Here is a 14,718-nt window from a genome sequence, read left to right as displayed (position 1 = left end):
CGGCGTGAACGGCGAACAGCGCGAGCCCGTCGACGAGCTGTTCGACCGTGGTTGGCGCGGGCGTCGCGTTCACATCACGGCACATCTTCTCGGTCAACTCGCGGTGTGCGCGGTGGCTGCCTTGATCTGCGCCTGGAACGCCTGGAGTTTGTCCGCCGCGGCGGTGGTCTTGTGGCTGCGCGCCTGAATGCTGACGTCGTGGCCGGCCGCGGCGGCACGCAGTGCGCCGACCGTGGCCTTCTCCCTCGGCACGTGTTGGAACGGGTCGAAGGAGTACCAGCGCATCGCGTTCAGATGCGTCATCTTGTCGATGTCCTCGTCGCAAACCCGCTCGCGCTCGAGCACCCCGGCGAGCACCTCGGGTGCGTCGGGCCACATGGAGTCGCTGTGCGGGTAGTCCATCTCCCACGAGATGTTGTCGATGCCGATCTCATGGCGCAGGCGCACGCCGATCGGATCGCTGATGAAGCAGGTCAGGAAGTGGTCGCGGAAGACCTCCGACGGCAATTTGCCGCCGAAATCCTGCAGGGTCCAGGTCGAATGCATTTCGTAGGTGCGATCGACGCGCTCGAGGAAGTACGGAATCCAGCCGGTGCCGCCCTCGGAGAGCGCGATCTTCAGGTCCGGGTATTCCTTGACCGGCCGCGACCACAGCAGATCCGCCGCGGCCTGCACGATGTTCAGCGGCTGCAGGGTGATCATCACATCCGGGGGCGAGTCCACCGCGGGGATCGACAGACGCCCCGAGGAACCGATGTGGACACTCAGCACGGTGTCGGTGTCCACCAGTGCCTTCCACAACGGGTTCCAGTGCGGATCGTGGAAACTCGGGTATCCCAGCGCCGCCGGATTCTCACTGAAGGTCAGTGAATGCACGCCCTTGGCGGCGACCCGGCGCACCTCGGCCGCGCACAGTTCGGCATCCCAGATCACCGGCAGCGCCATCGGGATGAAGCGTCCGGGATATGCTCCGCACCATTCGTCGATATGCCAGTCGTTGTAGGCCCGCACGAGCGCGACAGAGAATTCCGAGTCCTCGGTCGCGAAGAGTCGTCCCGCGAAACCGGGAAAGGACGGGAAATTCATCGACGCCAGGATTCCGCCCGCGTTCATATCCTTGATGCGCTCGTCGACATCGAAACACCCCGGACGGATCTCGTCGAGACCGTCGGGTTCCAGCCCGTATTCCTCCTTCGGGCGTCCGGCGACAGCATTGAGCGCCACATTGGGAATGATCGTGTCCCGGAACTTCCATACGTCCGCGCCGTCGTCGGTGTGCACCAAGCGGGGTGCGTCATCGATGTACTTCTTGGGCAAGTGGTTCTTGAACATGTCCGGCGGCTCGACGATGTGGTCGTCGACGCTGATCAGGATCATGTCGTTCTTATCCACAATCACTCTCCTCGAAGAGATACAGTATGTCTTACAATATAGATTACGGTCGGTGTGGCCGACGTGGTGTGGAAAGGGATTTTCGGCTCGGTCGGCCTGGAATTCTGGTGCCGATCGCGTGCCTCACAGAATCGCACCGGCTTCCTTCGCGGCGATGATGTCGTCCCAATCCATGCCGAGTTCGAGCAGAACGGTCTCGGTGTGCTCGCCGTATTCGGGAGCGCGGCTCGGCGCCGCGGGGGTTTCATCGAATTGCACGGGGGCGCAGACGGTTCGGTAATCGTTGCCCGCGCTGTCGGTCACCGTCATCAGATAGCCGTTGGCCGCTACCTGGGCGTCGTCGAGTACCTCCTGCGGGCTGGCGATGGTCGCCCATACGCCCGGTTCGTCGGCCAGTGCCTTCTGCCAGTGGGCGAGATCGTGTTCGGCGAATATCTCGCGCAGTTCGGCGGTCGCGGCCTCCTGGTTGCGGACCAGATTGGCCAGGGGTGTGAATCGTTCGTCGATACCGAGGTCCGGGCGGCCGATGCGTTCGCAGAATCCGGGCCAGTAGCGGTCGGTCTGCAGGAACAGCAGTTGTACCCACCGGTTGTCGCGGGTCTTGTAGCGGTTGACGGCGGGGTTGAGTGCCGTGCCCGCTTCTCCGGCGGGGATGCGGTCGATGTCGTAGTAGTCGGCGGCCGCGATATCGGGTGCGATGGCCCACATGCCCTGTGCCAGTAGCGAACTGTCGACCAGGGGGGCGTGGCCGGTGCGTTCGCGGTGGAACAGCGCGGCGGTGATGCCGCCGGCGAGGGTGATGCCGCCTTGGAGGTCGCCGAAGGCCGGTCCCTGCGCCATGGGGAATTCGGCGTTCGTCGGTGTCAACGCGTAGGCGACACCGGCGCGGGCCAGGTAGCTGGCTCCGTCGAATCCGCCGCGATCCTTCTCCGGTCCGCGGCTGCCGTGGCCGCTGCCGCGCGCGACGATCACGTTCGGGTTGAACGCGCGAATCCGCTCGACCGACAGACCGGCTCGCTCCAGCACCGCGGGGAGCCAATTCGTCAGGAACACATCCGCGCCCGCGATCAATCGGCCGAGGATCCGGCGGCCCTGCTCGGACTTGATATCGATGCCGATACTGCGTTTGCCGTGATTGCCGAGTTCCATCATGAAATTGGCCTGCACCCGCGTTCCCGTGCCGTCGAGACCGCCGACGACCAGGTTGCGGCAGGGATCGCCGCCTCTGGTGTCCTCGATCTTGATCACATCCGCGCCCCAGTCGGCCAGCGCGGCTCCCGCGCTCGGCACATAGGTCCACGAGGCCAACTCGACCACCCTGACGCCATTGAGCAGACCCGACATCGGTGCTCCCTTTCAACGATTGATACGTATCTGGAAGTACTATACGGTAATGGTTACAGTTAATCATCCAGGATGGTGATCGGGAGGAAATGTGAGCGACGTTGTCGGGGAGCGGGTGGCCCTGAGCCCCGAGCTGGGCCGCGCAGCCGCGGCGCGCGCCGAATTCCGGATGCTGATCGACGGGGAGCTGGTGCCCGCGGCGTCGGGCGCGGCCTTCGACAACGTCAGCCCGGCGACCGGACTGCTGCTCGGCGCCACGGCCGCCGCGGGCGAGCGCGATATGCTCCGGGCGATCGCCGCGGCGCGGCGCGCCTTCGATGGCACCGGCTGGTCGACCGACCGGGCATTTCGGCGGCGCTGCCTCGAACAGCTCCAGTACGCTCTCGAAGCCGAAAAGGAAGATCTGCGCACCGAACTCGTCGCCGAGGTCGGATGTCCCGTGATGACGACGCGCAACGCGCAACTGGATTGGCCGCTGGCGGAGGCGCTGCGCTATCCGGCCCGGCTGATCGACGATTTCGCCTGGGAGCGGGTGCTCGACGGCGGCGGCCTGTTCGGGGACCGCAACAAGCGGACCGTTGTCCAGGAACCGGTGGGCGTGGTCGCGGCGATCTGTCCGTCGAATTTCCCGATCGAGGTCATCCTCAACAAGCTGGGGCCTGCGCTTGCCGCGGGAAATACGGTGGTGCTCAAGCCGGATCCGCATACGCCGTGGAATGCCACCAGGCTCGGTCGTCTGATCGCCGAGCGCACCGATATCCCGCCGGGCGTGGTGAATGTCGTGACGACCCCGTCCAACGAGGTGGCAGGACTACTGGCGACCGATCCGCGGGTGGATCTGATCTCGTTCACCGGATCGACCGCGGTGGGACGCACACTCATGCGCCACGGCGCCGACACCATGAAGCGCACCTTCCTCGAGTTGGGCGGTAAGTCAGCGCTGATCGTGCTCGAGGACGCGAATCCGGCGTCGGCGCTGCGCAGTGCGATCGGCGTCTGTGTCCACGCGGGTCAGGCGTGCGCCGCGACGACCCGAATGCTGGTGCACCGCTCGATGTTCGACGATCTGGTCGGGGCGGTGGCAGGCGCGTTCGAGGCGGTGCCGGTGGGGGATCCGGCGCTGCCGGACACCCTGGTCGGCCCGGTGATCAGCGCGGCCCAGCGGATACGGGTGCTCGACGCCTGCGCGCGGGCGACGCGCGACGGCGCACGCCTGATCACCGGCGGCGGCGTCTACGACGATCTTCCTTCGTATCTGGCCGACGGCCACTTCGTCCAGCCGACGGTTTTCGCCGCCGACGATCCGAGTCTGCCGATAGCCCAGGAGGAGATCTTCGGACCGGTCCTCGTGGTGCTGCCCTTCTCCGATGACGACGATGCCGTGCGCATCGCCAACGACAGCGCCTTCGGATTGGCAGGGGCGGTCCTCTCCTCTTCGGCCGACCGCGCCATGGCTATCGCACGCCGCGTCAGAACCGGCGCGATCGGCGTCAACGGCGGCATGTTCTACGGCGCCGACGCGCCTTTCGGTGGCTACAAGAACAGCGGCGTCGGCCGCCAGTGCGGCATCGAGGGTTTCCAGCAATACCTGGAGACCAAAACCATCGGATCCCGGATTCCCCGGAGCTGAACGGCCTTCGGCGTCGAAAGCCCACTCACCGAAGTACTGAAAGGTTGCCACCTGTGGGAAAATTGGATAATAGAGTCGCGGTGATCTCGGGCGCCGCTCGCGGCCAGGGACGCTCACACGCGGTCAATCTCGCCGCCGAGGGCGCGAGCATCATCGCCCTCGATATCTGCGCCGACCTCGACGGCAATACCTATCCGCTGTCGCGTCCGGAGGATCTGGAAGAGACCGCCAGGCTTGTCGAGAAGGAGGGTGCGCGTGCGCATCCCGTGATCGTCGACGTGCGGGAGCGCAGTGCCGTCTGGAGCGCGATAGCGCAGGGTGTCCAAGCCCTCGGCCGACTGGATATCGTGGTCGCCAACGCGGGTATCGCCGCTTTGGGGCGGGGCCAGACCATGCAGTCGTGGTCGGACACGATCGATACCGATCTGGTCGGCGTCTTCAATGTCGTCCAGGCCAGCATTCCGCACCTGGGTGACGGGTCGTCGATCATCGCGACCGGTTCGCTGGCCGCGCAGTTGGGCAGTTCCACCAAACAGGGCCCGGGCGGTTCCGCGTACAGCCTCGCGAAACAGGTTGTCGCGCACTACGTCAACGATCTGTCGATCCAGCTCGCCAAGCGGATGATCCGGGTCAACGCGGTGCATCCGACCAATGTCGATACCGACATGCTGCACAACGAGGGCATGTACAAGGTGTTCCGTCCCGACAAGGACGCCCCGACCCGCGAGGATGCCGAAGTGGCGTTCCCGGCGATGCAGGCGATGCCGGTTCCCTACATCCAGCCGCAGGACGTTTCCGACCTCGTCGTCTTCCTTGCCTCGGACGCCTCGCGCTTCATCACCGGTAGCCAGCTGCGGGTGGACGCGGGCGGCTTCGTCAAGGCAGTGCCATGGGGTAAGTGACCGCGGCATCCTGTTTGGTGACCTTACTGTATGTAATACTGTTGTGAACTTCCGCATGGTAGACGCCGCTCCGACCGGTGCGGCTCGATAGCTCAGAGGTTGAGAGATATGGCCAAACCCGTCATAGTCGGCGCCGTCAGAACCGCGATCGCGCGATCGTTCAAGGGTGCGCTCGTGAATGTCGCGTCCGAGACGCTCGCGATCGATATCCTGACCGAGGCGGTCCGCCGATCCGGGATCGACCCGTCCGATGTCGATGATGTCATTCTCGCCGAATTGAATTACGGCGGTGGGGATCTGGCGCGCTATGCGGCCGTGGCCAGCGGTATGGAGAGTGTCCCCGGTCAGGCGGTCAACCGGCATTGCGCGGGCAGTCTCACCTCGATCGCCAACGCCGCCGCGCATATCGGCGTCGGTATGGAACGGGTGATCGTCGCGGGCGGTGTGCAATCGCTGTCCACCTCGCCGCTGATGAAGTGGCGGGTGCCGGGATCCGGGCCCGAGCTCGAATTCAAAGAGCCGTGGATGCCGCCGTCGCATCCGGAGACGCCCGACGCGCCCGCCCTCGATATGTCGATCACCGTCGGCTGGAATACGGCGAAGAAGGTCGGCATCAGTCGCCGGGAGATGGACGAGTGGGCGCTGCGGTCGCATCAGCGCGCCGTCGCCGCCTCCGACGCGGGCAAATTCGCCGACGAGATCCTGCCGATGAAGATCGAGCGGGCCGACGGCTCGATCATCGACTTCGCGGTGGACGAACATCCGCGCCGCGATACCACCCTGGAGCGGCTGGCCGCGCTGCCCGTCCTGCATCCCGAGATCGAGGGGTTCTCGATCACGGCGGGCAACAGCAGCGGTATCAACGATGCCGCGGCGGCGGTGACGGTCACCGCCGACGATTACGCCGTCGCCCATGGCCTGGATGTGCTGGCGACCGTGCGTGCCTGGGCCAATGTCGGTGTCACCCCGGCGGATAACGGCATCGCGGCCGTGAACGTGATCGGCAAGGTGCTCGACCGCACCGGCCTGAGCGTCGGCGATGTGGCGCTCTGGGAGATCAACGAGGCATTCGCCTCGGTGCCGATCGCCGCCTGTCGCGCGCACGGCATCGAGGAGGAGAAGGTGAATTTCTCCGGCAGCGGTTGCAGTCTCGGACATCCGATCTCGGCGTCGGGAGCACGTCAGGTGGCAACCCTGATCTATGAACTCCGCCGACGCGGCGGCGGCATCGGCGTTTCGGCGATGTGCGCGGGCGGCGGTATGGGCGGAGCCCTCGTCATCGAGGTCTGATCGCATCTTTCTCGCGGTCGGGGCCGATGTCGATACGCCGGGCCCGGCACGAATAGCACATGTTTTCGCAACAGAGGATGAGTGGAGGTACCGGTGTCGGACGAAGTCCTGCTGGAACGTCGCGGGCGCACGCTGGTGATCACGATCAATCGGCCCGACGCGCGCAATGCGATCAATCTCGCCGTCAGCCAGGGCCTGGCCGACGCGCTCGACGAACTCGACGCCAGCCCCGAGCTGTCGGTCGCCGTGCTGACGGGCAGTGGCGGAAACTTCAGCGCCGGAATGGATCTGAAGGCATTCGCGGCCGGCGAGTTCCCGCATATCGCGGGGCGCGGTCTCGGGTTCACCGAGAAGCCGCCGGCCAAACCGCTCATCGCCGCGGTCGAGGGGTTCGCGCTGGCGGGCGGCACGGAATTGGTGCTGGCCACCGACTTGGTCGTTGCGTCGACCACGGCGAAATTCGGTATCCCCGAGGTCAAACGCGGTCTGGTCGCGGGCGGCGGTGGACTGCTGCGGCTGCAACGGCGCATCCCGTACCAGAAGGCGCTCGAATTGGCCTTGACCGGCGATAACTTCACGGCCGAGCAGGGTGCTTCCTGGGGTTTCGTGAACGTCCTCGCGGAGCCGGGCAAAGCGCTCGACGAGGCCATCGCCCTGGCGGGCCGGATCACGGCGAACGGCCCCATCGCTGTCGCGGTGACCAAGGAAGTCATGGTCAAGTCCGGCGAGTGGAGTGCCGAGGAGATGTGGCAGAAGCAGCTCGAACTCATCGCCCCCGTCTTCGGCACGCGGGACGCGCGAGAAGGTGCGAAGGCCTTCGCCGAGAAGCGGGCCCCCAACTGGACGGGTACGTGAGGCTCGCGCCCACTGTCCGATCCGAAACCAAACCCCATGAACAAGGAGGCGCAATGTCTTTCGAAGGTGAAGTAGTCCTGGTGACCGGTGGTGCGGGCGGTCTTGGCGATGCGACAGTACGCCGACTGCACGCCCAGGGCGCGGCCGTCGTCATCGCCGATGTCAACGACGAGAAGGGCAACGCGCTCGCCGAAGAACTCGGCAACAAGGTGGCCTACGTGCGCACCGATGTGCTCGACGATTCGACCATCGAGAACGCGTTCGCGAAGGCGGACGAACTGGGCGCCCTGCGGTACGCGGTCATCGCCCACGGAGGGTTCGGCGTGCTGGAGAAGGTCGTCAACCGCGACGGCAGCCCGCACACCCTGAAGGGGTTCGCCGACACGATCGGGCTCTACCTCACCGGCACGTTCAACGTGCTGCGCCTGACCGCCGCCGAGATCGCGAAGCTGGAGCCCAAGGAGAACGGCGAACGCGGGGCGATCGTCATGACCAGCTCCATCGCGGGATTCGAGGGCCAGATCGGGCAATCCGCGTATTCGGCCGCCAAAGGTGGCGTGATCGCGTTGACGCTGACCGGCGCGCGTGACCTCAGCGCCGTCCGCATCCGGCTGAACAGCATCGCTCCAGGCACCATGCACACCCCGATCATGGATTTCCTCGGCGAGGAGAAGCTGGGGCAGTTCGCGGCCTCGGTGCCCTTCCCGAAGCGGCTCGGCACGCCGGACGAATACGCCTCGCTCGCTCAGCATCTGCTGGAAAACCCCTATATCAACGGCGAAGTGGTGCGCATCGACGGTGGGCAGCGGTTCCAGCCGAAGTAGACGCCGACCCGACTCGGGCCGACGCGGAAGCGAATTACCTCGCGGGGCGCAAGCGAGTGATAAGCGTGCCGCAAGTTCTCCGGCGCATGGTGGACCCACATCGGGCAACTAGCCCACCGAGTCCGCCATGAGCAGAGGAGTCGCCATGACCAGCACACCCGACACCGCAACCCGCGTGACCCCCGATATCACCGGCATGAAGATCGCCCACCGCGCCATGCTCGCCGACACCAGGCGATTCGCGCTGATCGCCGGGCAGATCGCCGCCGGGAGTCCTTGCCCGCAGCGGCGGAGCGCGGCCATCGCGGAATATCTGCACCTGCTGTGCGACTCCATCCACCACCACCACACCGTCGAAGACGACGCGCTCTGGCCGATTGTCATCGCGGCGGCCGGGCCCGCCGTCGACATACACGAACTCGAGGACGACCATGTCCAGCTCGACGCCATCCTGGGGAAATTGCGCGAGCGCGCCTCGGCATTCGCCGTGGCGGGCGATAGGCGAAGGGCGGCAACCGAACTCGCCGAAACGCTGGAGGCTGTCCACGCGCTGCTCGCCGAGCATATCGCCGACGAGGAGAAGGTCGTATTCCCGATCATCGACCGGTACGTGAGCCTCGACGACTGGGCGCGCGTCGAGCAGGCCGCCAAGAAGGGCGGCAATCTGAGATTCGAGGCGCCCCGGATGGTCCACCACGCCGATGAACAGGAGCTGGCGAAATTGAAGGCTGCGGTGGGGCCGGTCATCCGGCTGTTGCTGAACGTGATGGTGCGCTCCTTCGACAAGCGCGAGGCGATTATCGCGGGCTGAGCGCCGCGGTTCAGTCGCACCGACTCCCGGATGTCGGCGGAGCGGGCGTGATGGACGGGTGCGGCGTCACCCTTACCACCATCCGGTGATCTCGCCGATCCGACGCCCGAGTTCGGGGGCGAGGGAGCGGGCGTAGCTGGCGGTGAGGTGGTGTTCGTCGCGGTAGATGAGGACATTGCCCTCGGCGACCAGACACCGGTCGGGGCGGCACACCGAATCCGAGAGGTCGATCGAGAAGATGTTCGGATGGCTCGACGCGGCGGCGATGGCCGGATTCACCGGATCGAGGGCGACCGCGCGGTCGACGCCGCAGCTGTGGGCGGTGCCGTGGCTGCCGAGACAGTCGATCGCGCGATAGAGCACCCCGTCGCGGCGCAATCGGGGTGTATCGCGCACCGCGAGCACGTTCAGGCCGCGCTCGGCCAGCGCCGACCAGACCGCGGCGAACTCCGGGGGCACCTCATCGCCCGAGCCGTCGACGCGGTAGTAGGTGGCGAGGGTGAATACCCAGTCCGGCCTGGTCTCGGCGAGTCGGTCGATCACCTCGACCGACCACTCCCGGCATTCCGGGAACGGCGAGTAGGCGTAGGAGGGTTGGTCGACGAGGGTGAGCGGACAGCCCTCCTTCAGAAACGTGACGATCCGCAGGCTGTGTTCTCTGGCGAGGATTTCGAAGGCGGGAATCCAGTGTTCGGAATGTGACCCGCCGACGATGGCGACGGTGCGCGCCGCGGTGGGGTCACCATAGGTGCAGGTGCGAACCTCGCGGTCCGGGGTGATGCAGCCGTCGCGGGTGGGCGGCGGCGCGTCGGACCAGCCCTCGAGGACCGTCGGACGCATGGGAGCCGGAGCGAAGGCGACCCCGGGCACCAATGCCGCCGCGCCGGGGTACTGCTCCAATTCCAGCTCCGCGGGCGGCGTCGCCGGATTCGCCCGCAGGATCACCTGCCAGCCGACCGCCGAGCCGAGCACCGCGACCCCGAGGAGCGAGACCGCGAGGGCGAGCCCTCGTCGCGCGAGGACGTGATCGCCCATGCCCGCCGGGCGACGCAGGGGCGTTTCGACGAGACGCTGCGTGATGACCGCGAGTACGAGCGCGGACGCGATGACGATCAGTCCATCGGTGAGACCCGCCGACGGTGCGCCGTACTCGGACAGGTAGAAGATCAGGATCGGCCAATGCCACAGGTAGAAGGCATAGGCCACCGAGCCGAGGCCCGCGCACACCCGGGTGCCGAGCACCCGGTTGACCCACGGCCGCCCCGCCGCGTCGGTATTCATGCCCGCCACGATCAACGCCACCGCGGACAGCACCGGATACAGCGCGGTGGGGCCGGGGAATTCGGTCGCGCCGTCGATCAGCATCCCGCAGGTCAGCACCCCGGCGATCCCGGCGATCGCCGCCAGGGTCCGCAGTGGTTTCGGCAATCGGATCCAGGGAGCGGCGACCGCCAGCACGGCGCCCGCGAACAGTTCCCACAACCGAGCGCCCGTGTCGTAGTAGGTCCAGGGCTGGTGGCGTTGCGCGCCGTCGGCCGCGTACCAGAACGACAGCGCCGCGCCCGCGAGGAGCAGCACCAGCAACGCGAGCCGCCATCGCCTCCGCGTCGACCCGCGAATCATCCACGCCCACAGCGCGACACCGACCAGTATCACCAGGTAGAACTGGCCCTGCACCGACATCGACCACAGATGCTGCAGTGGACTCACCGAAGGGTTCGGCGCAAGGTAATCGAGTTCGGCCCTGGCCAGGAACCAATTCTGCGCGTACAGCGCCGACGCCAGCGTCTGCGTCGAGATATTGCCCCACTGGGTGTAGGGACGGGTGAGGACCGTCGCGGCCACAACGGCCGCAAGCACCACGACCAGCGCGGGTGTCAGCCTGCGCGCGGTCCTGCGCAACGTCGCCCCGACACCGACGCCGCCGACCGTCGCGCTGCGGCGCAGCAGCATCCCGGTGAAAAGGAAACCCGACAGCACCAGGAAGATATCGACACCGCCCGAGACCCGGCCCATCCATACGTGGAACCCCACGACGAGCGCTATCGCGATACCGCGTAATCCGTCCAGGTCCTCGCGATATTCCGGAATCGCCAGCGGTGCGGGATGCTCCGGTGCATCCGTGGCAGCCGCCGGCTTGAAGATGATCGCGCGTCGGCGGGTGGCCGCGTCCGGTGACACCGGTACCACGCTGCTCCTTTCCGCCGGTCGCGCCGATCCTGGCCGCGAGATGCCGGCCGGTGGCTGCCCGGTAGTCGAACAGTAAAGATGCCGCAAACGGCTCGTGAAGGCAAAACGACTGTGCTCGCACCGGTCTCGCGACATCGGCGCTCCGATCGCGGTACCCCGCCCGCTCGGACTCACGGCCGAATCCTGCGGGCAATGTGACCGCAACGTCGCGCCACTACCTTGGCTGAACCGGCAAGCAGTGCTCGACATTCGGAGGAATACAGATGCCCGATACCAGCACGCCCCGATTCCTGCAGGGCGCCTTCGCCTTCGAAGGCAAAGGCCTGGACAATCCGTTGCCGCTCGACGCCGCGCCGCGTTACGTGGTGCCTCCCGGCGCGATCACCCAGCCGGTGTATTTCCGTGGCGGCAACAGTACCGGCGAACTCGTCGCCGTCGTACTCATGCGCGACGGCAGTCCCATGCGGTACTTCCCGATCGCCGCGAAAGGCGCGACACACGTCTCGCTGCGTGTCGTGGAGGATCTGCTCGCCGACACCGTGCTCGAACTGTTCGTCGCCGCCCCGGCCGGGGTCGACGGCACTGTGATCATCGACCTCGGTCTCGTCGAGATCTGAGCCGTGGGAAGGACCGTGCCATGACCGCCATCATGACCGCACCCGGCACCGGCAACGGCACATCACCGACGGCGAAGGCCCGGTTGGTCGTCGTCGGCAACGGGATGGCCGGAGTGCGCGCCATCGAGGAGATCCTGTCCCGCAATGGGCGAGAGCTGTTCGATATCACCGTCTTCGGTGACGAACCGTACGGTAATTACAACCGCATCCTGCTGTCCAATGTGCTCGCCGGATCGGAGGGCACCGACGAGATCTTCCTGAATCCGCTCGACTGGTACACCGACAACGATATCGACCTGCGGGCGGGCGGTCGCGTGGTCCGCGTCGACCGGTTCGCCCGCCTGGTCCAGGCCGACGACGGCACCACGCTGCGCTACGACCGGCTGATCCTCGCCACCGGCAGCCGCTCGTTCTTCCCGCCGATGGAGGGTATGTGGGCCGACGACAGGACGCTCACCGCGGGGGTCTTCGGATTTCGCAGTCTCGACGACTGCACCGCGATGATCGACTACGCGGCCGGTCGGACGAAGGCGGTCGTCATCGGCGGCGGCCTGCTCGGATTGGAGGCCGCCCGCGGCCTGCAGAACCGCGGCCTCGAGGTCGACGTCGTGCATTCCGCGCCGACGCTGATGAACGCCCAACTCGACACGGCGGCGGGCGAGATCGTGCGCAGATCGGTCGAGAACCTCGGCATCAAGGTCCATACCGGGCAGAGCACGAAACGGGTGCTCGGTCGCGACGGCAAGGTCACCGGCGTGGCCTTCGCCGACGGCACCGAGATCGACTGCGACATGCTTGTCGTCTCGGCGGGGATCAGGCCGAATGTGGGTCTCGCGCAACGCGCGGGCCTGACCGTGGAGCGTGCCATCGTCGTCGACGACCACATGCGTTCCATCGATGACGACGATATCTACGTCGTCGGCGAATGCGCCCAGCATCGAGGACAGGTCTACGGGCTGGTGGCCCCGCTCTGGGAACAGGCCAAGGTGCTGGCCGACCACCTGACCGGAGCCGACCGCCGCGCCGCCTATCACGGTTCCCGGATGGCGACCAAGTTGAAGGTCGCCGGGGTCGACGTCGCCGCCATGGGCCTCAAGGCGCCCGAACATCCCGACGACGAATTCGTCCAGTTCTCCGAGCCCAGACACGGCGTCTACAAGACGATCGTGGTGCGCGACGGCAAACTCGTCGGCGCGACGCTGGTCGGCGACGTCCGCAAGGTCGCCTTCCTGACCCAGGCGTTCGACCGGGGATTGCCGCTCCCGGATGAACGCATATCCCTGATGTTCGATATCGGCACGCCGGATGTGCAGGTCGGCGTCGCGGAATTGGCCGCCGATACCCAGGTCTGCAATTGCAACGGAGTCAGCAAGGCCGCGCTGGTCGGCTGCGTCGAGAGTGGACAGCAGTCCGTCGCGGGTGTCATGGCCGCGACCAAGGCGGGCAAAGGTTGCGGATCGTGCAAAACTCTCGTCGCCCAGATCGTGGAATGGGCGGCGGGCGGTGCGGTCGCCGAGGATCCGTCGTCCCGCTGGTATGTGCCGGGCGTCCCCTACGAGAAGCCGGAATTGATGCGCCTGATCCGGGAACTCCGATTGCATTCGGTCTCTTCGGTATTCGCCGCACTCGCACCCGACGGCCGCGAGGACGCCAATTCGAAGATGGGCCTTGCCTCCCTGTTGCAGATGATGTGGCCCGAGGAATTCATCGATGAACGCGACGCCCGGTTCGTCAACGATCGGGTGCACGCCAATATCCAGCGCGACGGCACCTTCTCGGTGGTACCGCAGATGAAGGGCGGGGTGACCGATTCCGCCCAGCTGCGCAAAATCGCCGACGTCGCCGACAAATACGCCGTCCCGCTGCTCAAAGTGACCGGCGGACAGCGCATCGATCTGCTGGGCGTGCGCAAAGAGGATCTGCCCGCGGTATGGGCCGATCTGGACATGCCCTCCGGATTCGCCTACGGCAAGAGTTTCCGCACCGTGAAAACCTGTGTGGGATCGGACTTCTGCCGGTTCGGCGTCGGTGATTCCACCTCACTCGGCATCGCGATCGAACAGCGATTCCAAGGTATCGCCGGTCCGGGGAAGATGAAACTCGCCGTCACCGGCTGCCCGCGTAACTGCGCCGAAGCGCTGTGCAAGGATCTCGGCGTTGTCGCCGTGGACGGCGGACGCTGGGAAATCTACGTCGGGGGCGCGGCCGGTGCGCATATCCGTAGAGGAGATCTTCTCGCCACCGTCGACACACCGGAACGAGTCATCGAATTGGCCGGACGATTTCTCCAGTACTACCGGGAGAACGCCAACTGGCTCGAACGGACCTATGCCTGGGTGCCGCGCGTCGGCATCGATGTGATCCGCGCGGTGGTCGTCGACGATCGTGACGGCGACGCGGCCCGCCTCGACGCCGAGATGCGGAAGGCGGTCGAGGCATACCGCGATCCGTGGAAGGATCGCGAGAACCCGAGTACCCCTGGACAATTCCGCACGGCGCTGCCCCTGACCGTGCTGCCGCGGGTGCCGATCCGATGACCGGACACCTCATCGGCCACCTGGACGAGATCCCCGTCGGCGAAGGCCGCGCGTACGCCGTCGATGGCGCGCAGGTCGCCGTCTACAGACTCCGCGACGGCACGGTGCGCGCCCTGGCGGCGGTATGCCCGCACCTGGGCGGTCCGCTCGCCGACGGACTGGCCGACAATCACGTCGTGGTCTGCCCGCTGCACGGCCGCGCCTTCGATCTGATCACCGGGCGGGAAACAGGCGGCGGTCCGGGCGTGTGCGCGTACGACGCCACCGTCGACGCGGACGGCGCCATCCGGGTCGCGGTGCGCAGTGTCACCTGAGTGCACATGTTC

At 66.4% G+C, this 14,718-nt stretch carries 12 protein-coding genes; 9 read left to right on the top strand and 3 right to left on the bottom strand.

The features are described from left to right. Nucleotides 1–93 precede the first annotated feature (93 nt). Nucleotides 94–1,392, bottom strand: a complete 1,299-nt coding sequence (locus ABZS43_RS34590; protein ID WP_355040219.1) for an amidohydrolase family protein — start codon at nt 1,390–1,392, stop codon at nt 94–96. 123 nt (nt 1,393–1,515) lie between these two features. Beyond that, complete coding sequence (locus ABZS43_RS34585) at nt 1,516–2,736, bottom strand: CoA transferase (RefSeq protein ID WP_355040218.1); 1,221 nt, start codon at nt 2,734–2,736, stop codon at nt 1,516–1,518. 91 nt (nt 2,737–2,827) lie between these two features. Here ABZS43_RS34585 and ABZS43_RS34580 point away from each other — a divergent pair, with 91 nt between their 5' ends. From ABZS43_RS34580 to ABZS43_RS34555, 6 genes are all read left to right on the top strand, one after another. After that, on the top strand, nt 2,828–4,366 hold the full coding sequence (locus tag ABZS43_RS34580; protein ID WP_355040217.1) for an aldehyde dehydrogenase family protein: 1,539 nt from the start codon (nt 2,828–2,830) through the stop codon (nt 4,364–4,366). Nucleotides 4,367–4,419: 53 nt separating this feature from the next. Next, complete coding sequence (locus ABZS43_RS34575; protein ID WP_355040216.1) at nt 4,420–5,268, top strand: mycofactocin-coupled SDR family oxidoreductase; 849 nt, start codon at nt 4,420–4,422, stop codon at nt 5,266–5,268. A gap of 108 nt (nt 5,269–5,376) precedes the next feature. Next, on the top strand, nt 5,377–6,558 hold the full coding sequence (locus ABZS43_RS34570) for a thiolase family protein (protein WP_355040215.1): 1,182 nt from the start codon (nt 5,377–5,379) through the stop codon (nt 6,556–6,558). 93 nt (nt 6,559–6,651) lie between these two features. Next, entirely contained in the window at nt 6,652–7,413 is a 762-nt protein-coding gene (locus ABZS43_RS34565) for a crotonase/enoyl-CoA hydratase family protein (RefSeq protein ID WP_355040214.1), read from the top strand. 53 nt (nt 7,414–7,466) lie between these two features. After that, the gene (locus tag ABZS43_RS34560) at nt 7,467–8,237 is read left to right on the top strand and encodes an SDR family NAD(P)-dependent oxidoreductase (protein ID WP_355040213.1); all 771 of its coding nucleotides are present in this window, start codon (nt 7,467–7,469) and stop codon (nt 8,235–8,237) included. 145 nt (nt 8,238–8,382) lie between these two features. Beyond that, nucleotides 8,383–9,048 carry a hemerythrin domain-containing protein gene (locus tag ABZS43_RS34555; protein ID WP_355040212.1) on the top strand — a complete coding sequence of 222 codons (666 nt, stop codon included), beginning with the start codon at nt 8,383–8,385 and terminating at the stop codon, nt 9,046–9,048. A 72-nt stretch (nt 9,049–9,120) separates the two neighbouring features. Here the strand turns inward: ABZS43_RS34555 and ABZS43_RS34550 are convergent, their stop codons facing one another. Further along, nucleotides 9,121–11,238 carry an acyltransferase family protein gene (locus ABZS43_RS34550; protein ID WP_355040211.1) on the bottom strand — a complete coding sequence of 706 codons (2,118 nt, stop codon included), beginning with the start codon at nt 11,236–11,238 and terminating at the stop codon, nt 9,121–9,123. A gap of 263 nt (nt 11,239–11,501) precedes the next feature. On the opposite strand from ABZS43_RS34550, the gene ABZS43_RS34545 reads away from it, so the two are divergent. Genes ABZS43_RS34545 through ABZS43_RS34535 form a run of 3 tightly spaced genes read left to right on the top strand, consistent with a single transcriptional unit; the run spans nt 11,502 to nt 14,706 of the window. Continuing rightward, on the top strand, nt 11,502–11,855 hold the full coding sequence (locus ABZS43_RS34545; RefSeq protein ID WP_355040210.1) for a molybdopterin oxidoreductase: 354 nt from the start codon (nt 11,502–11,504) through the stop codon (nt 11,853–11,855). A 32-nt stretch (nt 11,856–11,887) separates the two neighbouring features. After that, nucleotides 11,888–14,392 (top strand): nitrite reductase large subunit NirB, encoded by a 2,505-nt coding sequence (nirB, locus tag ABZS43_RS34540; RefSeq protein WP_355040222.1) that lies wholly within the window; start codon nt 11,888–11,890, stop codon nt 14,390–14,392. After that, nucleotides 14,389–14,706 carry a Rieske (2Fe-2S) protein gene (locus ABZS43_RS34535; RefSeq protein ID WP_355040209.1) on the top strand — a complete coding sequence of 106 codons (318 nt, stop codon included), beginning with the start codon at nt 14,389–14,391 and terminating at the stop codon, nt 14,704–14,706. Before nirB ends, ABZS43_RS34535 begins: the two co-directional genes overlap by 4 nt. Nucleotides 14,707–14,718 lie beyond the last annotated feature (12 nt).

It is taken from the genome of Nocardia sp. NPDC005366, assembly GCF_040606855.1.
Classification (GTDB): Bacteria; Actinomycetota; Actinomycetes; order Mycobacteriales; family Mycobacteriaceae; genus Nocardia.
This window is presented reverse-complemented; position numbering and strand designations above follow the sequence as displayed.